Genomic DNA, 19,715 nt, shown 5'->3' with positions numbered 1-19,715 from the left:
GGCATCATTTCAAGATTTCGGGGCTGGCCCGAATCCTGGCGTTCGAGCGTTCCACCGCACCGGCAGTCATGCCGGGAGCGGTGGACCGTCGCCGTCATTTTGCCAGCTTGAGGTCCAGCCCGTTGTATAGGGGCGCACCGCTGATGCCATGCGGCTTGAACGGCGCAACGCGCGACCCAGCCACCACGACCAGCTTCTCGTTGACCAGAGGCTTCCACAACACGGCGTCGTGGATGATCGCTCCCGCTTCGGCGAAGGCGGCAAAGCGCGCTTCCACTGAGGTCGCGCGGTTGCCGGCGTCGATCAGTTGATCGGTCTTGGGATCGTTCCAGTTCATCCGGTTGGGCGTCGGCATGTTCGACGACAGGAAGTACAGGTTCATGGCGTCGCCCGCGCTCAGATACGGATAGCTCATCTGATACAGGTCGAAATCCTGGGTCTTCAGCTTGCCCCATACGATGGTCGGATCGTAGAGCTCGACCTTCAGATCGACGCCGATCTTGCGCAGATCACCCTGGATGGTCTCGGCCATCTGCTTGTCTGAATCGCCGGTGAAACCATAGAAGATCAACGACAGAGGCTTGCCGTCCTTCATGCGGACGCCGCCGTCCCTGGAGACCCAGCCTGCCTCGTCGAGCAGCGCTTTGGCCTTTTCGGGATCATAGCCGAATGCGTCCAGCTTCATGTCAGGATTGAAGTCGCGCGCGGCCTCGGAATAGTAGGACTTGGCCGCGTCGGCCTCGCCGAAGAAGATCGCGTCGGCGATGGCGCTCTGGTCGATTGCCAGGCTTAGCGCTTCGCGGACGCGTTTGTCGCCCAGATCGGGGCGCGTGATCTTCATGCCGACATAGTGCGTGCGGAAGCCCGCTTCGGGACGCAGCAACTGGATCGAAGGCGTCGCCTGCAACTGGGAAAGAGCCCAGGCGGGCACCGCGAAGGACACGTCGCCTTCGCCGGTCTGCAGGGCGGCGGCAAGAGTTGCCTCTTCCGGCACGATCTTCCAGACGATTTTCGCGACCTCCGCCGGTCCGGGATTCGTCATGAAGGACGGCCCCCAGCGATAGCCATCGTGACGGGTCAGGACCGTCTGGGTGCGCGGGGTCCACGACTGGAAGCAGAACGCGCCGGTGCCGTTGAAGGCGGCGACGCCGAAATCATCCTTCAGTGCGGTTGCCTGATCCGGATCGATGATGATGAAGTTGAACTGCGTCATCTGGTACAGCAGTTCCGAATAGGGCTCCTTCAGCCTGTACTCGACGGTGTAGTCGTCGAGCGCCTTGACGCTTTCGACCTTGCCGGCCTTCCATTTGCTGACGCCGGGAAAATCCGGATTGAGCCAGCGATCCATCGTGCCGACCACTGCCTTGGCGGTGAAAGGCTTGGCATCGCAGAAGCTCACGTCGCGGCGCAGGTGGAAAGTGTAGGTGAGGCCATCGGCGCTGACCTCCCAACGCTCGGCCAGGCCGGGGCGGAGGGTTTTCAGATCGCGGTCGAGCGTCACCAGCGTTTCGCCAACCATGTAGAGGATTTCGGCCGCGGCGAGCGCGGTGGAGCGCTGCGGGTCGTAACGGTCTGCATCGCTGATGCGCAGGACCACTGCGGTATCAGGCTCCTGCGCCATGGCAGCCGTCGTTGCCAATGCCAGTGAAAGCATGCATCCAGCCGCTCGTTTTCCAATCATTCCCATTAACTCACTCCCCTTTGTCTTTGGACGCCGTTCCGGCAAAGCTTCGGCCTGCGTCAAGCCGCCTCCCTGGAAGGAACGGCCTGGCGTCAAAACCGAGATCGAAAATTTCCGGCGTCGTGATTGGAAGAGTAGAGTGGCCAGCGACGGTCGTTCAAACGATAAGATCGCGTCAATTCATTCCTCTACGGAATGAACTGTCGTTTCGAGCTGACGTGGCGTGTGGTCACCGACGGTTCGTGGTCGTTTGGACGCAGCCACCTCGTCCAAGAGCCACTGCCGGAAGGCCTGTACCGCCGGCAAATGGCTCTTCCGTTCCGGACAGACGAGGAAATAGGCTTCCGGGCTCTTCATCGGCCGGCCGAACGGCGCGACCAGCGTGCCGTCGGCCAGTTCGACCTCGATCATGAACTTTGGGACGATCGCCATGCCCATGCCGCTGATGGTCGCCTGGATGATCATCTCGAACTGTTCGAAGCGGACGCCGTGGAAGGGATTGACCGTGGTGTCATCGGCTCTTTGCAGCCAGTCTTTCCAGGCGCGTGGCCGGGCCCGATGATGCAGCAGGGCGACCCGTCCGAGATCGGTAACGCTGTTCACCGGACCGTCCGGCGCCATCAGCGAGGGTGCGCAGACTGGAATGACTTCTTCTTCCATCAAACGGTCGGACAAGCCGCCGGGCCATGGCTTTTCGCCGAAATAGATGGCGACGTCGATGTTTTCCTCGACCAGGTCGAACGGCCATGTTCGTGCGGTCAGGTTGAGCGCGATCCTGGGATGGCGTGCCCGGAAGCCGCCGATGCGGGAGGCGAGCCAGCGCGAGCCGAAGGTCGGCAGCGTGGCGATGTTGAGCATGCCGCCGCCGCCTTGGAAGGCCAGTGCCTCCATCGTCGCCGATTCGAGGATCTCCAGGGCCTCGCGCACCCGGGCGAGATACAGCTGCCCGGCCTCGGTCAAAACGATGCGCTGCCGGATGCGTTCGAACAGGCGCAGGCCGAGGAAGGATTCGAGTGACTGGACCTGCTTGCTGACCGCGCTCTGCGAGAGGTTCAGTTCTTCGGCGGCGCGGGTAAAGCTCGAATGACGCGCCGCCGCCTCAAAGATCGTCAGCGAGGGTAGCGAAGGCAAAACGCGGCGCATGACGATTCCGAACTGGGCACTGCAATGATGGCGGCGACTATGGATTGCTTGTCGCTGCGCCGCAATCGGGCCGGCAAGACGTCGCCGCGTGGTTCAAAGTAGAATTCTTGCAAGGATTGCGGCCGCCGAACCCATGACCGACACCACCATGAATATGGCGGCGGCGGTCTCAATGCCGGACGTTCTTACTCGGTGAGGTACGAACCGTTCAAACGGTTCGCCTTGTGAGAAGACCTGCAGTCGGTCGTACCACAGCAATCCGTGATCAATAGCGCTATGCCACATTCTTCGTTCGCCACCCAATGTCGCCAACGCTTGGAGCGCCAGCTTGCGTGGCACCAATACGTCTCGGCACATAGGGTTTCGAGGTGACCACGGCGGCAAGAAAATCAAAATGTCATAAGGATTTGGCGGCCGGGGTTCGTTGGCGGTCCTCAATCAATGAGACCTATGAGATCCGGCGGCGGTAAGGGGCCGTGGCGCAGATTTACGCGAAGAATTCAGCTGGTTGGCCGAGTGCCTGGGCGACGATTCTTCTGGCTGTTGCCTTCTACCAGACGAGCGTGTTGCGCGCCGGGATGGTGTCGTCGAACGACATCTGGACGCCGGTGCCGGAGCCCGCATCGACGGCGTGGACGTGCAGATGCGGTTCGGTGCTGTTGCCGGAATTTCCGACCTGGCCGATCGGAGCGCCGGCCACGACCCTGTCGCCGGCCGCGACCGCAACGCTGCCCTTGCGCAGATGGGCAAGCTCGACATTGAGATCGCCGCAGGACACCACGACATGGTTGCCGGCGGCATTGTCGCGGTCGGCCACCGGTGGTGCAAGGTCGGGCAGCCCGTCCACCGCGGCAAGGATCGTGCCGTCGCAAGGACTGACCACCGTCTTGCCGAAGACGACATAACGCGCGGGATCGTCCGGCAGCAGCCCCGACGCCCGGAACCCCAGTGCGTTGACGGCGGTGATGTCGAGGGCATGCCGTTGTGCGGCGTGATCGCTGTGATGGTTGAGCACGCCGGTAGCGCCGCCATGCGCGACCACGAAGTGCCCGCCTTCGAGCGGAAAAGTGAAGTCGCGCGGATCGTGCTGGCCGACAACACCGATCATGACATAGGCGAGTGCGGCGCCGAAAACCACCACCGAGGCCAATGCCGGGATATGCCTGCTGGAGATCGGGGAGCCGTCCGCGGGCAGCCAGGGCTTGCGCAGGTGTCGCCAGGCCGAGACCGCAGCCACTGTCGCGAACAGGCCGACCAGCGCGATGCGGCTCCACATCCCGGCAATGTCCCATCGCGCCACGATCACGACCAAGGTCACCAGCACAGCACTTTCAAGCAGCACGAGCAGCCAGCCCAGTCGGCTGGGCTCGTCGAGCCGCCACAATCGCCAGCAGAAGGCGAGCGGCACGGCGAGGGAGACGAAGGACATCACGGCGACGACGGCAAACATCGCCTAGAGATAGGACGCGGGGGCAGCGTTGGGAGGATGAATTGTGGGCGCGCGATCACGGCTATATGCGCGCGATATCTGGTTCCTGGATCGCAGCAGTCATCAGGGCTCTGATGTCGCCTTGCTACAGGGCAGCTGGTGCTCGAGTTTCGGCCAAGAACGCAACCAGCAGATCGCTGACCTCGCGAGGCTTGTCCACTGTCAACGTATGTCCGGCCTGTGCCAGCAGCGAAACTTCGCAGGCTGGAGCATTGGCGCGGATACGCGTCGCCGCTTTGTTGACGTCGTAGAGCGCATCATCTTGCCCCAGCAGGAACAGGGTTCGCGCCGGCAAACGCTGCAGATCCGCTGCTGACAGCCTTGGCGGCGGCGGTGGGCTTTGCCGCTGCGACTGCCAGCGCGTGACGAAATCCTGCATGACCAGCCCAGTCGGTTGCGGCGCGTGCGGCGACGAGATCAGGCGATAAAAGCTGCGAATCCTGGAGTCTATTGGAGCAATGGTCGCCACAACCGCCCTCAGCATGAAGCTCAAACGCAGCGGCTCAATATGGGGCGGCGCGAGCAATGCCAGTCCTGACACGCGTTCGGGGTGTTTGAGCGCAAAATCGGCGGCCAGCCATGAGCCGAGAGACGCACCCGCCAGCGCCGTTTGTCCAAGACCGAGGCCGTCGAGCACTTGCGCCAGCCAGCGGACATGGCCGCCGGATGCATAGCCTGGTCGCGCGCCTGTGCTCCTGCCGACGTCGCCGATAATGTCGAGCGCATAGACGCGGAACGTCGCAGCGAGCACGGCGATGTTGTGATTCCACATCGTCGCATTGCCGCCCCCACCATGCAGCAGCACCAGCGGAGAGGCCGTCGGATTGCCGGAAGCGATGAGATGGGCCTTGCCGAACTCGGTATCGATGAAACGGCTTTTATAAGATACCGGCCATCGCGTCAGCAGCGCATCATAGTCATCAAGAACCCTGTCCCTGGCCGCATCGGACTTGAAGGGCGACTGAACTGGCATCGGAAATTCTCCCAAAGCTTGCGGCGGCAGCCAAAGCTGCTTCATGCTGTCGAGTTGTTCGAGGGTGTAAAACAGCGTCAATTTGCTCATATGGCGCCATCAACATTGCGAGTTCATTGCCGTTCATGCCTTGCCAACTGCCGATGCACACAATGTAGATTGTGAAATGCACCTTTCCGCGGACGAGGCGAATGCGCCCGGCCAGATTCAAGGATCTGCAGCGGCTATTGCGAAAGGCTGATCAATCAGACAGGCAGTCGCTTGGCAGAGAAAGCCGCATTTCGAAGTGACGCGGCCTGCCTTTCCAATGTCGCGTCAACGGCTTTCGCTTCCGGCTATGACGCTGCCTTGCCCAGGGCCTTGCGTGCGTCCTCGACCAGCCAGGCCGGGGCGCTGACGCCGGGCTTTGCGGGCAGGTAGACAAGCTGGATCGGCCCGCCTTCCTCAAGTTCTGCCCATTTGCTGCTGGCCACCGTGGCCGCCCGGCGATGCTCGACCCCGTCGGCTCCGACATAGGTAAAGGCGATCCGCCGCCCCATTGATCCAGCCTTGCCCGCGCCGGTGCGGAATTTCCTGACCACAATGCCTGTCACCGGCAGGCCATGGCGCGCCAACTCGCCAAACTGCATGCCGCGCCACACCAGCGCGCCGACAATGGCAAGCGTGATGATGATCACCGGCAGGAAGGCGTAGAGGAGAAAGCCCATGGCGGCAGTCTAACGCCGAGTTTGGGGGAGGCAACGTCGAGATGCCGATGTCGCCTGGGCTATGCCATGCCGGCAATTGCCGCCTTGTCAGGTCCGGCACTTTGCACATCCAGCCGCGAGGCCAGAAATCATCGCAATATCAGAAGGAAAATGGTGGGCGATGACGGGCTCGAACCGCCGACATCTTCGGTGTAAACGAAGCGCTCTACCAACTGAGCTAATCGCCCCAACCGGGCGGACCAATAAGCGGTTCGCCTGTGATCCGCAAGTTCAAATGCATGCCGTTGCGGCAGGTCGAGGCGTCGGAAAGCCCGGTTTTGTGGACATCGAAAAATAGACGACAAAGTTTGTCGATTATCTCTTCGATGTCGCTTGACACTCCCCATCGAACCCCGTAATTCACCGCCAACGACGCGGCGCCCAGCGCCAACGTCCAGAGCGCGGGTGTAGCTCAGTCGGTTAGAGTGCCGGCCTGTCACGCCGGAGGTCGCGGGTTCGAGCCCCGTCACTCGCGCCAGTTTTTCAAAGGCTTAGCCTTTGCCGACTGATCCTCTAGATTAAGTTTTCCCTGTTGATTAGGTTTTCAATGCCTTCCCTGAAGGTGCCGGGAACCGGGGATCCATCCCAATCTCCACACATATCCGCGCAGCCGCATGTCTTCGATATGCAGCTGCGAATCGCGTCAATGGAATGGTCCATCGCCGGCGATTCGTGCCGGCAGGGGAATCACCCTGTGGGGCTGTTTTTTCGCTCGCGCCTTTTTGCGGAACGATTCTCTGCTTCGGGCAGATTCGCCGAGCACGCGGCACCGGATGCATGAAGCGCGACAGGGGGGGCTGAGCCTGTGGATGACCGGCGGCTGCCTCGGCTCAGAGATATTGGCCGAGCTTCTTGCCGGTCTTGATGAAGCGCAGCGGGTCGACCGCCTCGCCGTCGCGCCGCACTTCGTAGTGCAGATGCGGGCCTGTCGAGCGGCCGCTGCTGCCGACCTCGCCAATTTCGTCGCCAACCGCGATCTTCTGGTCGGGGGCGACGAGGATCTTGCTGAGATGGGCGTAGCGTGTGGTGAAGCCGCCGCCATGGTCGATCTCGACCATGCGGCCGTAGCCGCCGTTCCAGCCCGCCTTGGTGACGATACCTGCGGCCGTGGCGCGCGCGGGCGAGCCGTAGGGGGCGCGGAAGTCCATGCCGGAATGTAGGGCGGGCGTGCCGATCAGCGGGTCGGTGCGGACCCCGAAGGTGCTCGAGATCGAGCGGCCGGCGGCCGGATTGGCCAACGGCAGCTTGCGTGCTTCCGTCTTGAGGCGGTCCAGCGTGTCGAGCGCTGCGTCGAGCTCCTTGACCTTGCTGTCGAAGGCGATTGGGCTGTCGAAGGCCATTGGGTTGTCGATCGGCACCAGCGGGCCACCCACGCCCGTTTTGCCGAGTTCCCCCGATTTTTCCGTGGAGACGGGCAGGCCGGCATTCTCCAGCGCGTCGGTGATCGCACCTGCGGTCTGGTAGGCGTTGTCGGCAAGTGCGCCGATGCGCTTTGCCTGATCGTCCTCGATGCTGCGCAGCGACTTGTTGATGGCGACGAACAATTTGTCGGCCCGGTCGGCCCGGCTTTCGCCATCGGGCTCGGCGGTCCGTGTCGACCAGAACGAGAACGGGCGCACCGCAGCAGTGTCTGCCGCCGCGTAGGCGAGAGGTTGGTCGATCGTGGGCGTGATGTCGGCGCGTTCGTCTGTCTTGCCGGCGGGCGCGGCGTCAGTCACCTCTGAGGCTGCCGCCTTGTCGAGGACCGGGCCAAGCCTGACATTGCGCTGGCTGAGCTGCGATTGTCGTTCGAGCAGTTCGCTGACTTTGGTTTCCATCAATTGCTGGTCGAGCAACTGGCGGCTGGTGATGCGGTCGACCTGGGCGCGCAGGGCCGAGATACGATCTTCGTAAGCGTGCTGCATGCGCGCCTGGCGGGCGGTCGCGGCACCGATCAGGTCGTCGCGCAGCACGAGATAGGACGTGGCCATGAGGTAACCAATGGCGATCGCGGCGAGCGCCGAACCGGCTGCTGCGGCCACCCATGGGCGTATTGTGAAGTGCCGGATCTCGTTGCCGCGTGCAATGATGACGGTATGGGGCTCTTTGCGCCTGCCGAAAACGGCGGCCTGATTTGCTGCTTTCACCGGACCGAACTCTCATCACGAACAGCGACGATCCGATTACACATTATTAGGGTTAACAAAGCTTTGCCCGCATCGGCCCGGCGGCCTGCTTTCCGGATGGGCAAAGACAAGAAAAACCCGCCACAACAAGATATGGCGGGTTCCTGTATGTCCAAGTCATGCGATGAAAATCTTGCGCCGGATTTGATAAGGCGAGACTATACGCGACCGGACTTTATTTTGATATTGTCGACTGGTCCCGATCTAACGCAGGAAAAGCCAGAGCAGGATGATGATGGGGATAGGAATGCCAAGCATCCAGAGGATGACGCTGCGGAACATCTTTCTTCTCCCGTTGATGGTCGTCTGGATGAGAACGTCGGGAGCGGGCATCGGTTCCGCAGCGCGCGATTTTCGCTAGAGCGCCTTCACCGCCTCCAGCACTTCGGCAGCATGGCCTGATACCTTCACCTTGCGCCAGATCCTCGCGATCTTGCCGTCGGCACCGATCAGGAAGGTTGAGCGTTCGACGCCCATATACTTTCGGCCATACATGGATTTTTCGGTCCACACGCCATAGGCCTCGAGCGCCTTTCGCTCTTCGTCGGCAACCAGATCGATGCCAATTTGGTGCTTGGCCTTGAATTTGTCGTGTTTCTTGGCGCTGTCGGGCGAAACGCCGATGACCACCGCTCCAGCCTTTTCGAACTGAGGCTTGAGTTGGGTGAAGTCGATCGCCTGGGCGGTGCAGCCCGAGGTATCGTCCTTGGGATAGAAATAGAGGACAACAGGTTTGCCGCCGAAGTCGGAAAGCGTCAGAATGCCCCCGCCGTCGCGCGGCAGCGTGAATTGCGGGGCGGTTTGGCCTGTCTCGAGTTCAGACATATCGATACCCTTGTTTGAAGTTACGGGGTGAGCCGGCAAGGATGTCAGGTTAAGAATGCCGGACTTGGATTCGTCCACGACCGAAACGACTACGGGACATAGCGTGGATCAGGAAGTGCCCCGGCACGAGAAAATCCGGTTCAGGCGCGATGAGATTACCGATCTCGGCGCCATGCCGTCGGCTGCGGGCCAGGAACCGCCGCGTCCACGTATCTCCGTGCGGCGGCGTGCCGGCCATTGCGTGCTTGCCGCAGTGGCTGTCCTTGGCTCGCTTGTGCTTCTGGCAATCATCGCCATCGAAGCGCTCAGCTACTCCGGTTTCGGCCAGGACAGGCTGCGTGCAGAGGCTGAACATGCCATCGAGGGCCTTGCCGGCGTCGATGTTGACGTCTCGATGGGGCAGGCGCGGCTGACGCTCGATGGCCTCAGGCTGATCGCGGTCGAGGTTCCCGACGTCAGGCTCACCCGCGCGGATGGCTCGCCCATGGCCGAAGCCGGCCTGATGCGCTTCGGCATCCGGCTCGTGCCGTTGCTCACCGGCAATGTCCGCCTCGGCAATGCCAGCATTTCCGATGCAAGGATCGTCGTCGATGCGATGCCGGCCGGCGGCGGTTCGGACTGGAGTTCCATGCTACGCAACGAGCAGGGCCTCGTCGATCCGCAGAAGCTGCTGGACGAGACGTTCCGGGGCATTCGCCGCGGCTTTGACGCGGTCCAGTTCGATGCGATGCGCGAAATCGCGCTCGGCAATGTCGATTTCGTCCTGCCTTCCGGAGGTGAGGTCAAGGTCGTGCGCGTCATCGACGCTTCGCTCGCCAAGACCCGCTCTGGCGAGCTGCGTATCGCTGCCAATTTCGACGTCGATGGCCGCGATGTCGAATTGGCCGCCGCGGCCCGGCGCGACAGCGCCGCCAATCGGGTCGCAGCCCTCGATGCGACAGTGTCGATGAGCGACCCCTTCGCCGGCAAGGCCGACATTCCGGCAGCCAAGGCAAGCCGCATCGGCTCTGCCGAACTGACGATCACCGGACAGGAGGGCATCGACGGCGACGGTTCCGAACTGATCGCCAAAGGTTCGATCGGCAAATCCACATTGGATCTGCACGAACGCGGCCAGGTTGTCGGCGACGTCACCGTCGACCTTCGCCTTGCCGGCGGCGAAAACAAGCTCGACATCCGCAAGCTGCTGGTCTCGACCGGCCGCTCGACATTCGATTTCACCGGCGGCTTCGGCCCGCGCCCGGCGACCGGCAATGCTTCCGACAATCCAGCCTATCGCTTCGAGCTGATCAGCCGCGACTCGCGCCTGGCGCCTGATGAATCGCCCGAGCCGGCGCTCAATTTCCTGGCGCGGATCGCCGGCACCTACGACGTGGTCACCAACACGCTCGCCGCCGAGCAGATCGGCCTGAAATCAGGACCGGGCGGCGAGGCGCTCGGCAAGGCGTCGGTGCAGTTCGTCGACGGCAAGGCTCCCGGCATCTTTTTCGCCTTCACCATCCATGACATGTCGGTCGCGCATGTGAAGCAGCTGTGGCCGTGGTTCTCGGCCCGCAATGCCCGGCTCTGGGTGCTGCACAATCTCTATGGCGGCCGTGTCGTCGACGGCAACGTGCAGTTCGACGTCAGGCCCGACCGTCTCGGCAACGGCGTGCCGCTCAACGCCCAGGAAGTGTTCGGTCGTTTCGAGATCGACGGCTCGCGCTTCGACGTCGCCGGCCGCATTCCGCCCATTCGCGATGCCAGGGGCATCGTCGAATTCCACGGCAACGACGTCGACGTGTCCTTGTCCCAGGGCACCGTCTTCATGCCCAGCGGCCGCACTGTCGCCGCCAGCAACGGCACGCTGAAGGTCGTCAAGGCCAATGTCATGCCGGTCATCGGCTCGCTCGATATCGATGTCGATGGCAGCGCCGATGCAATAGCGGAACTCGCTTCCTATGAGCCGATCAATGCCATGCGCCACGTCGGCATCGTGCCGGAGGAGCTGACGGGCGACGTCACCGGCAACGTCAAGGCCGACATTCCGCTCACCAGCGGCATCGACACCGACAAGCTCGATTGGAAGGTGGCGCTCGATTATGACGGCCTGGCTGTGGCCAAGGAGTTCGACGGCCAGAAGCTGTCCGAGGCCGACGGCAACATCACCGTCACACCAGACAAGGCCGTCATCGTTGCCAAGGGCAAGCTCAATGGCGTTCCGGCGGAACTCGACCTTGTCGAGCCGCTGCGCGACAATGGTATCGACAAGCAACGCAACGTCCAGTTCGTGCTCGACGACAAGGCACGCAACGCCCTTGTTCCCGGCCTGTCCGACATGCTCTCGGGAACCATCAAGGTCGATGTCGAACAGCCCGAACCCGGCAAGCGCCACATCGTGGCCGACCTGACCGCAGCCAGGCTCGATCTGCCCTGGGTCGGCTGGAGCAAGGGGCCGGGCATATCAGCCGAAGTGTCGTTCACCATGACGTCGGATGGCGACAGGTCGACACTGTCCGACTTCAACCTCGACGGAAAGACATTCACCATCACGGGCGACGTCGCGCTCGCCAATGGCAGCCTGTCTTCGGCGCGCTTCAACAAGGTGCAGCTCAACCGCGGCGACGACGTCGCGGTCAACATCAAGCGCTCGGGCAAGGGTTTTGCAGTCCAGGTCAAGGGCAACTCGCTCGATGCGCGCGCGCTGATCAAGCAGTTCATGTCCGACGTCGATAGTGCGACCAAGTCAGCCGGTTCAAATTCCATTTCGGTCACGGCCAATGTCGACACGCTGGTCGGCTTCAGCGGCGAGAAGCTTTCGGGCGTTACGCTCGAGTATTCGGGCTCCGGCTCGAAGGTCGGCGGGCTCAAGGTCGACGCGACAGCCAGTTCCGGTGGCCAGATCACCGTCAGCAACGTGCTTCAGGGCGGTGGCCGCCGCCTCGACGTGCGATCTGCTGACGCCGGCGCCATCCTGCGCTTCCTTGACGTCTATGCCCGCATGCAGGGCGGTTCGCTGGCGCTCGCGCTGGAATCCTCGGGCGACGGGCCACTCAAGGGCCAGGTCGATGTGCGCGAATTCGTCGTCGTCGATGAACCGAGGCTGGCCTCGATCGTCTCCAGCAAGCCGGCCGGCGACAATCGCAGCCTTAACCAGGCGATGCGTAAGGACATCGACGTCTCCAAGGTGAGGTTCGAACGCGGTTTCGCCCAGATCGACAAGCGTTCGAAGTACCTGGCATTGGACAAAGGCGTCTTGCGCGGGCCGCTGATCGGCACGACGTTCCAGGGCACGCTCTACGACCAGCAGGGCCAGATGAACATGACCGGCACCTTCATGCCGGCCTATGGCCTCAACCGCATCTTCGGCGAGCTGCCGCTTGTCGGTGTCATTTTGGGCAACGGACGCGACGGCGGCCTGATTGGCGTCACCTACAAACTCTCGGGCGATGCCAATGCGCCCAAGCTGCATGTCAATCCGCTGTCGGCGATCGCGCCCGGCATCTTCCGGTCGATCTTCGAATACTGACCGCCAGGGGACGCCCGATATGAAAATCACCGGCGATGCCGGCCATTTTTGTTATTCCGAGTGCAGCGTTCCCGTCAGGCCGGGCGCACCAGAATGTGCTTCTTCTTGCCGAGCGACAGCTTGACCACGCCTTCCGGCGTCAGGTCGGCTGAAGTCACCGCACGGCGCTCGTCATTGACCGACTGGTCGTTGATGCGCACGGCGCCGCCCTGGACGTGACGGCGTGCTTCGCCGTTCGACGCGGCAAGTCCGGCGCGAACGACAAGCGACAGCAGCCCGATGCCGGCCTTTAGCTCGTCGCCTGGCACCTCGACGGTCGGCAGCGTGTCGGCAAGCGCGCCTTCCTCGAAGGTCTTGCGCGCCGTCTCGGCCGACTGTTCGGCTGCCGCGCGGCCGTGCAGCATCGCGGTCACCTCGGTCGCCAGCACCTTCTTGGCGTCGTTGATCTCCGAGCCGCCAAGGGCTGCCAGGCGCGCGATCTCGTCGAGCGGCATCGCCGTGTAGAGCTTCAGGAAGCGCTCGACATCGGCATCCTCGGTGTTGCGCCAGTACTGCCAGAAATCATAAGGCGACAGCATGTCGGCGTTGAGCCAGACGGCTCCGTTCATCGACTTGCCCATCTTGGCGCCGGAAGAGGTCGTCAAAAGCGGCGAGGTCAGCGCGTAGAGCTGCGGCGTGCCGAGGCGGTGGCCCAGGTCGATGCCGTTGACGATGTTGCCCCACTGGTCGGAGCCGCCCATCTGCAGGCGCAGGCCGTAGCGCTTGTTGAGTTCGACGAAGTCGTAAGCCTGCAGGATCATGTAGTTGAATTCGAGGAACGACAGCGACTGCTCGCGGTCGAGGCGCTGCTTGACGGAATCAAAGCTCAGCATGCGGTTGACCGAGAAATGCTGGCCGACGTCGCGCAGGAATTCGAGATAGTTGAGTGGCAACAGCCACTCGGCGTTGTTGACCATCAGCGCATCGCGCGGCCCGTCGCCGAAGGTCAGGTAGTTCGAAAACACCTGCTTGATGCCGTCGATGTTGGACTGGATCATCTCGGGCGTCATCAGCTTGCGCGCCTCGTCCTTGAAGGACGGGTCGCCGACCATGCCGGTTCCGCCGCCCATCAGCGGCACGGGGCGATGCCCTGTCTTCTGCATCCAGTACAGCATCATGATCTGGATCAGGCCGCCGGCATGCAGGCTCGACGCCGTCGGATCGAAGCCGATATAGGCCGACACGGTTTCCTTGCGGAACAGATCGTCGAGGCCGGCGTCATCCGAGGTCTGGTGGATGAAGCCGCGCTCGGAAAGGGTGCGCAGGAAATCGGACTTGAAGGCGGACATGGTTCTCTCTCGGCGGACGATTGGTACGGCAGATCCGGCTTTGGATCGGCGACGCCAGCGCTTTAGCATCTGAAGTGCCAGAATCACAAGGATTGCCAACCGTCAGCGGCGTCCCTTGTGGTGCCGGACACGACTGCGGCGCATGGATGGACGCCAACATGACGGATGAAACGGTTCTCGAGACACCGCGGCTGTTGCTCCGGACATGGCGCGACACCGACCTGGACGATCTCGTCTGGCTGCATTCGCAGGTACGGGCGTCGCGCTATCTGTCGATCACCGGCCAGCCCTGGACACGCGACGAGGCTGCCGGCCGCATGACGGGCTGGGCCGAGGAATACCGGCTGCACGGCATCACCAAACTCAAGCTGCAGCGGCGCGAGGACGCGCGCTTCGTCGGTCGCGCCGGTTTCTCGATGTTCGCCGCCACCGGCCAGTTCGAACTCGGTTATGCCATTGCCCCGCAATTCTGGGGCAATGGCTACGCCACCGAGATAGCCGCAGCCCTGGCCAACTTCTTCTTCGACCGCAGGATAGGCGATCACTTCATCGCCTTTGCCCATGTCGACAACGCGGCGTCGCTGAACGTGCTGGAAAAGATCGGCATGCGCTTCCAGCACACCGGACCGATGAACGGGCTTGAGGCCCACGTCTACACCATGAGCAGCACCGACCGGCGGAAGCGCTAGGCGGTCCTGCCGCCAGGTGTCAGGGGACTTCATCAAAGTTTCACCGAGGCGTCACCTGCCCGACATGGCCCGGACCTAGCTGGAGGGCGTTCCTTCAACCAATCGGGGTCCAACATGCGACGCTCTCTCTATCTGGCTGCGGCTGTTCTCGCGCTCACCACCGCCTCCGCATTCGCGGAGGAGACGGAATTCAAGGCAACGCTCGTCGGTCACGCGATCCTGCCGGCGAACACGATCATCGCTGCACCCGAAAACGCGCCGGAGCACCTGCGCAGCTCGGGCAAGTTCACCACGCCCGACCGCAAGCGCGCCGAAGGCCTCGGCACTGTGCCGGGCAAGGACGGCGTGCGCCCGACCGGCTTGTCGCTGCCTTTCGACGGCCAGCCCGTCCAGGGCTTCTCCGGCATCAAGGCCGTCGGCGACGGCACGTTCTGGTCGCTGTCGGACAACGGCTTCGGCAACAAGCTGAACTCCACCGACGCTGCCCTGATGCTGCACCACATGTCGTTCGATTGGGACAAGGGCACGATGAACCGCATCAAGACCCTGTTCCTGACCGATCCCGACCGCAAGGCGCCGTTCCCGATCGTGCTCGAAGGCTCCGACACCCGCTTCCTCACCGGCGGTGATTTCGACGTCGAATCGATCCAGCCCGTAATTGATGGCTTCTGGGTCGGCGAGGAGTTCGGCCCGTATCTGCTGAAGTTCGATCTCGACGGCAAGCTGACCGACGTCATCGACACCGTTGCCGAAGGCGAGCCCGTCCGTTCGCCCGACCATCCGACGCTGACCCTGCCGGGCAATCCGGTCGCCAAAAATCCGGTCTTCAACCTCAAGCGTTCGGGTGGTTATGAAGGCCTTGCCATGTCCAAGGATGGCTCCAGGCTCTTCGGCATGCTCGAAGGGCCGCGCTACATGGCCGACGGCGAAGTCGAGAAGGTCGACGGCAAGACGGCGCTGCGCGTCATCGAGTTCGATGCCGCCAAGAAGGAATGGACCGGCCGTAGCTGGCTCTATCCGCTGGCCGACGGCGGCGAGGCGATCGGCGATTTCAACATGATCAGCGCCACCGAAGCGCTCGTCATCGAGCGCGACAACGGCGCCGGCACCGCCGACAAGGCCTGCGCAGACGCCAACGCCCCTAAGCCCGACTGCTTCGCCCGCGCGGCCAAGGTCAAGCGCATCTACAAGATCGAGATGACTGACGACAATGTCGGCAAGGCCGTGCGCAAGGTCGGATACATCGATCTCATGAAGATTGCCGACCCCGACAACAAGAAGCGCCAGGGCGGCGGCGAGGGCTTCTATGATATGCCCTTCGTCACCATCGAGAATGTCGATCTCGTCGACGAGAGCCACATAGTCGTCGGCAACGACAACAACCTGCCGTTCTCGGCCGGCCGCGCGCTCGACAAGGCTGACGACAACGAATTCGTCCTGCTTGAAGTCGGCGACTTCCTGAAGGCCAAGTAAGGCGCAACTTCCGGGCCGCCTTGGCGGCCCGGATTCATTTTATGAGATTCCGACGCCAAGTGGCTTTCGGTACAACAGGAATCCGCCGTCCGGCTTCTCGGCCTGACGGACAAAGCCGCAGCTTTCGACGCAGGCTATGGAGGCGAGATTGTCGTTTTCGATTTGGCCGTCGATATGGGTGTAACGGCCGCTGACATGCGCGACCAGGGCCGCCAGCACACGTTTGCCAAGCCCTTGGCCGCGTTGCCTGGGGTCGAGCACGATCAGCAGGCTGATGCCGCCGTCGTCCTGCTCGTCATATTGCAACACGGCAAGCGGAGTGTCGCTCGCAGCATATGTGGCCACGACCAGTTGGGCCGGACTTGCCGGATCCGTGACATAGGCGAACCAGTCCGTGCCGGGAAAGTCGACGCGCCGTGCCACCTCGGCATCGTCGAACCACGCCGCGTAAGCTGCTAGCTCGTCGCTGCGAAACGGCCGGAAGCTGATCCCATTCATGCCTCAGGACGCCTGCGCCAGGTGCAGCAGAGGAAATGGCTTTCCCTGGCCGTCGCGTTCGGAGCGCCCGACCTGCCTGAAGCCGCATTTCAGATAGAAGGCGACGCCACCCGGGTTCTGCTCGTTGACGTCGACCGCAAGCGGCCCCTTCAGCCGGCCGACATGCTCGATCAGCGCCTTGCCGATGCCTTTGCCATGCTGGCTGGTGCTGACGAACAGCATTTCGACCTTTGGGCCGTCCAGGCCGATGAAGCCGACGGGCTTGCCATCGCTGTCCTCCGCCACCAGCACCTCGACGGCGGGCAGATAGTCGTCGCGGACGAGCGGACGGAAGAACTGAATGTCGTCTTCGCCGAGGAAGTGATGTGTGGCACGCACGGCATCCTCCCAGATGGCGACGAGCACGGCATTGTCGGCCGCGACGCGGGGACGGATGTTCATGAGAGGCTCCAGGTCGAAAGGGCTATTCGCCCGCGAGCCCGCCATACTGGCGGACCAGTTGCGCCATGCCGCCGGCCGGCTTCTGCTCGGCCTCTATGCCTTCAGCGACGCCGATGCGGTCGCCGACGGGCCGGTTCTGGCTGACCTTCCATTTGCCGTCGATGGCGGTGATGTCGATTTCGAGCCCGATGATGCCCTTCAGTTGGGCTGCGATGTAGGCATCAGGCGCGTCGGAGACCTGCCAGGGCTCGGTCCGCCCGGCTTCCTGGCTGGCGGTGAGCGCGGCGATCTGCCCGGCAAGCCAGTCCTTGTCGTCGATGACACGCGCCATGCCGCGCACCTGCACGGTCGCATAGTTCCAGGTCGGAACGACCTTGCCGGTTTCGCGCTTGGTTTCGTACCAGGATGGGGTGACGTATGCGTCCTCGCCCTGGAACACCACCAGCACTGGCATGTCAGGCGTTTCAGCCAGCAACTGCCATTGCGGGTTGGCGCGGGCGAGATGCGCTCGCAGCCGTCCATTCGGGCCGATGTCGGCGTCGAGCAGAAATGGCAGCGGATTTGCCACCGGGCCTTCCGATCCGTTGCAGATCAGAAGGCCGAGCGGATGGTTGCGGATCAGCGCATGCAAAACGTCCAGCCTGGTCTCGCGAAACAGCGGCGGCTGGTACATGCGCGGAACTCCTCTTAGCGCAGGCGCTTCGGACGCGGGTCCGAAAGCTCGCCGGCGAGACGGCGGTCGAGATACTCGGCGCACTCGTCGATCACCAGCTCCGGGTCGTTGCCGAAGAAGTGGTTGGCGCCGGGGAGCGTCTTCTGGGTGATGGTGATGCCCTTCTGCGTGTGCAGCTTGTCGACCAGGCCCTGCACGTCCTTCGGCGGCGCCACCTTGTCGGCGTCGCCATGGATGATCAGGCCCGACGACGGGCAGGGTGCCAGGAACGAGAAATCATAGGTGTTGGGCTGCGGCGCCACCGAGATGAAACCTTCGATCTCCGGGCGGCGCATCAGAAGCTGCATGCCGATCCAGGCGCCGAAGGAATAGCCGGCGACCCAGCAGCTCTTCGAGTCAGGATGCAGCGACTGCACCCAATCGAGCGCGGCAGCCGCATCCGACAGTTCGCCGGTGCCGTGATCGAATTCGCCCTGGCTGCGGCCGATGCCGCGGAAGTTGAAGCGCAGCGTGGTGAAATCGCGCTTCTGAAACATGTAGAAGAGGTCGTACACGATCTTGTTGTTCATCGTGCCGCCAAACTGCGGGTGCGGATGCAGTATGATGGCGATCGGCGCGTTCTTTTCCTTGGACGGCTGATAACGACCTTCCAGGCGACCCGCCGGACCGGTAAAAATGACCTCTGGCATAAACTACTCCACTTGACGCAAGGCCGATGAAACAATCCTGTGCCCAGCCTTGACGCGAGGGACGCGTCTTCTTAGAAGCTAGTTTAGAACTGTTCAAAACTGGGTGGCGAAACCGCCCATTTGGCAAAGCGGGTAGATAGGACGGCTGGCCTTGGAATTTCAAGGAAATTGCGCGTCCTCCCATCCGAACATGATTTGACAGGGCAAAAACCAGGAAAATGGCCGGACCGCGCGCCTATCTCGACTACAATGCCAGTGCGCCGCTGTTGCCCGCAGCGCGTGTGGCCGTGGTCGCGGCGCTCGAAGTCGGGGCCAACCCGTCGTCGGTTCACAGCGAGGGCAGGGCCGCCCGCAAGATCATCGAGGATGCCAGGCGCGATGTCGCCGCCCTCGTTGGCGCCAGGCCTGAACATGTCGTCTTTACATCCGGTGCCACCGAAGCCGCGACAACGCTTTTGTCGCCTGACTGGCGCATGGGGCGCGGCGCAGTGCGCATGTCGCGTCTCTACGTCACCGACGCCGATCATCCTTGCCTGCTGAATGGCGGCCGTTTCCCGGCGGAGCGGCTCACGCGACTTGGCGTGGATGGCAACGGCATCGTCGACCTCGTTGGCTTGGAAGCCGCACTCGCCGCCCACGACAAGTCGGAAGGCCTGCCGCTGGTGGCGATCCACGCCGCCAACAACGAGACCGGCGTCATCCAGCCCATCCGCGCCATTGCTGAACTGGTGAAGGTGGCTGGCGGGGTGCTGGTGCTCGACGCCGTCCAGGCTGCGGGCCGCATTCCTCTCGACATGTCAGAGGGTTATGCCGACTACCTGATTCTTTCCTCGCACAAGATCGGCGGCCCCAAGGGTGCGGGCGCGATCGTCGCCCAAGCCGACCTGATGATGCCGGCACCTCTTGTGACGGGCGGCGGCCAGGAAAAGGGCCATCGCGGCGGCACCGAGAACCTGCCAGCGATATCTGGATTTGGCGCTGCCGCGCGTACCGCTCTGGACGGGCTGGCCGGGATCGGCGAGGTCCGGGCCATGCGCGATCGCCTCGAAGAGACGGTTCTGCGGCTTGTTTCCGATGCGGAAATCTTCGGAAAGGCAGTCGAACGGCTTGCCAATACGACATTCTTCGCTATTCCGGGCGTCAAGGCTGAGACGGCACAGATCGCCTTCGATCTCGCAGGCGTTGCGCTCTCGGCAGGTTCCGCGTGCTCGTCGGGCAAGGTCGGCCCCAGCCATGTGCTGAAGGCGATGGGCTTTGCCGACAATCTGGGTGCGCTGCGCGTGTCGATTGGCCGGCAGACGTCCGAGGCGGACGTGGAGAAATTCGAAACGGCCCTGGCGGCGCTTCTTTCGCGCCGCACGGACCGTACCAAGGCCGCCTGATCGGCGGAAATT

17 protein-coding genes and 2 tRNA genes are annotated in these 19,715 nt (G+C 62.9%); 6 read left to right on the top strand and 13 right to left on the bottom strand.

Annotated features, from left to right (window positions below; all coding sequences use genetic code 11):
* Positions 1 to 94: 94 nt before the first annotated feature.
* From SLT36_RS18580 to SLT36_RS18555, 6 genes are all read right to left on the bottom strand, one after another.
* Positions 95 to 1,654, bottom strand: a complete 1,560-nt coding sequence (locus tag SLT36_RS18580; RefSeq protein ID WP_432283865.1) for an ABC transporter substrate-binding protein — start codon at positions 1,652 to 1,654, stop codon at positions 95 to 97.
* Positions 1,655 to 1,861: 207 nt separating this feature from the next.
* On the bottom strand, positions 1,862 to 2,824 hold the full coding sequence (gene gcvA, locus SLT36_RS18575; RefSeq protein ID WP_432283864.1) for a transcriptional regulator GcvA: 963 nt from the start codon (positions 2,822 to 2,824) through the stop codon (positions 1,862 to 1,864).
* A gap of 550 nt (positions 2,825 to 3,374) precedes the next feature.
* Positions 3,375 to 4,253 carry a peptidoglycan DD-metalloendopeptidase family protein gene (locus SLT36_RS18570; RefSeq protein WP_432283863.1) on the bottom strand — a complete coding sequence of 293 codons (879 nt, stop codon included), beginning with the start codon at positions 4,251 to 4,253 and terminating at the stop codon, positions 3,375 to 3,377.
* 145 nt (positions 4,254 to 4,398) lie between these two features.
* Complete coding sequence (locus tag SLT36_RS18565) at positions 4,399 to 5,376, bottom strand: alpha/beta fold hydrolase (RefSeq protein WP_432283862.1); 978 nt, start codon at positions 5,374 to 5,376, stop codon at positions 4,399 to 4,401.
* Between the two features lie 245 nt (positions 5,377 to 5,621).
* Positions 5,622 to 5,993, bottom strand: a complete 372-nt coding sequence (locus SLT36_RS18560) for a hypothetical protein (protein WP_432283861.1) — start codon at positions 5,991 to 5,993, stop codon at positions 5,622 to 5,624.
* A gap of 151 nt (positions 5,994 to 6,144) precedes the next feature.
* Positions 6,145 to 6,220, bottom strand: a tRNA-Val gene (locus SLT36_RS18555).
* A gap of 213 nt (positions 6,221 to 6,433) precedes the next feature.
* Between SLT36_RS18555 and SLT36_RS18550 the strand changes: the two genes are divergently transcribed.
* Positions 6,434 to 6,510, top strand: a tRNA-Asp gene (locus SLT36_RS18550).
* 352 nt (positions 6,511 to 6,862) lie between these two features.
* Here the strand turns inward: SLT36_RS18550 and SLT36_RS18545 are convergent.
* Positions 6,863 to 8,158: a M23 family metallopeptidase gene (locus SLT36_RS18545; RefSeq protein WP_432283860.1), complete on the bottom strand. Its 1,296-nt coding sequence runs from the start codon at positions 8,156 to 8,158 to the stop codon at positions 6,863 to 6,865.
* On the opposite strand from SLT36_RS18545, the gene SLT36_RS18540 reads away from it, so the two are divergent.
* Positions 8,072 to 8,599 carry a hypothetical protein gene (locus tag SLT36_RS18540; RefSeq protein ID WP_432288532.1) on the top strand — a complete coding sequence of 176 codons (528 nt, stop codon included), beginning with the start codon at positions 8,072 to 8,074 and terminating at the stop codon, positions 8,597 to 8,599. The genes SLT36_RS18545 and SLT36_RS18540 overlap by 87 nt on opposite strands.
* Here the strand turns inward: SLT36_RS18540 and bcp are convergent.
* Entirely contained in the window at positions 8,555 to 9,022 is a 468-nt protein-coding gene (gene bcp / locus SLT36_RS18535; RefSeq protein WP_067962714.1) for a thioredoxin-dependent thiol peroxidase, read from the bottom strand. The two genes, SLT36_RS18540 and bcp, sit on opposite strands and share 45 nt — an antisense overlap.
* A 103-nt stretch (positions 9,023 to 9,125) precedes the next feature.
* Here bcp and SLT36_RS18530 point away from each other — a divergent pair, with 103 nt between their 5' ends.
* Entirely contained in the window at positions 9,126 to 12,530 is a 3,405-nt protein-coding gene (locus SLT36_RS18530) for a DUF3971 domain-containing protein (RefSeq protein WP_432283859.1), read from the top strand.
* A gap of 74 nt (positions 12,531 to 12,604) precedes the next feature.
* Here SLT36_RS18530 and tyrS read toward each other — a convergent pair whose 3' ends face one another.
* Positions 12,605 to 13,858 carry a tyrosine--tRNA ligase gene (gene tyrS / locus SLT36_RS18525; protein WP_432283858.1) on the bottom strand — a complete coding sequence of 418 codons (1,254 nt, stop codon included), beginning with the start codon at positions 13,856 to 13,858 and terminating at the stop codon, positions 12,605 to 12,607.
* Positions 13,859 to 14,016: 158 nt separating this feature from the next.
* Between tyrS and SLT36_RS18520 the strand changes: the two genes are divergently transcribed.
* Both SLT36_RS18520 and SLT36_RS18515 read left to right on the top strand, forming a co-directional pair.
* Positions 14,017 to 14,547, top strand: coding sequence for a GNAT family N-acetyltransferase (locus SLT36_RS18520; protein WP_432283857.1), 531 nt, complete (start codon positions 14,017 to 14,019; stop codon positions 14,545 to 14,547).
* Positions 14,548 to 14,661: 114 nt separating this feature from the next.
* Positions 14,662 to 16,020 carry an esterase-like activity of phytase family protein gene (locus tag SLT36_RS18515; protein ID WP_432283855.1) on the top strand — a complete coding sequence of 453 codons (1,359 nt, stop codon included), beginning with the start codon at positions 14,662 to 14,664 and terminating at the stop codon, positions 16,018 to 16,020.
* A 39-nt stretch (positions 16,021 to 16,059) separates the two neighbouring features.
* Here SLT36_RS18515 and SLT36_RS18510 read toward each other — a convergent pair whose 3' ends face one another.
* The 4 genes from SLT36_RS18510 to SLT36_RS18495 are packed head-to-tail and all read right to left on the bottom strand — an operon-like array spanning position 16,060 to position 18,321.
* Entirely contained in the window at positions 16,060 to 16,518 is a 459-nt protein-coding gene (locus SLT36_RS18510; RefSeq protein ID WP_432283854.1) for a GNAT family N-acetyltransferase, read from the bottom strand.
* A 3-nt stretch (positions 16,519 to 16,521) separates the two neighbouring features.
* Complete coding sequence (locus SLT36_RS18505; protein WP_067966674.1) at positions 16,522 to 16,959, bottom strand: acetyltransferase; 438 nt, start codon at positions 16,957 to 16,959, stop codon at positions 16,522 to 16,524.
* 22 nt (positions 16,960 to 16,981) lie between these two features.
* Positions 16,982 to 17,632, bottom strand: coding sequence for an FMN-binding negative transcriptional regulator (locus tag SLT36_RS18500; RefSeq protein WP_067962699.1), 651 nt, complete (start codon positions 17,630 to 17,632; stop codon positions 16,982 to 16,984).
* Between the two features lie 14 nt (positions 17,633 to 17,646).
* Positions 17,647 to 18,321 carry an alpha/beta hydrolase gene (locus tag SLT36_RS18495; RefSeq protein ID WP_067962698.1) on the bottom strand — a complete coding sequence of 225 codons (675 nt, stop codon included), beginning with the start codon at positions 18,319 to 18,321 and terminating at the stop codon, positions 17,647 to 17,649.
* Between the two features lie 218 nt (positions 18,322 to 18,539).
* Here SLT36_RS18495 and SLT36_RS18490 point away from each other — a divergent pair, with 218 nt between their 5' ends.
* The gene (locus tag SLT36_RS18490) at positions 18,540 to 19,703 is read left to right on the top strand and encodes a cysteine desulfurase family protein (RefSeq protein ID WP_432283853.1); all 1,164 of its coding nucleotides are present in this window, start codon (positions 18,540 to 18,542) and stop codon (positions 19,701 to 19,703) included.
* Positions 19,704 to 19,715 lie beyond the last annotated feature (12 nt).

Source organism: Aminobacter sp. BA135 (assembly GCF_050859125.1).
GTDB classification, from domain to species: Bacteria; Pseudomonadota; Alphaproteobacteria; order Rhizobiales; family Rhizobiaceae; genus Aminobacter; species Aminobacter ciceronei.
The sequence above is the reverse complement of the archived record's forward strand: the minus strand, read 5'-3'. Positions and strand labels throughout refer to the sequence as shown.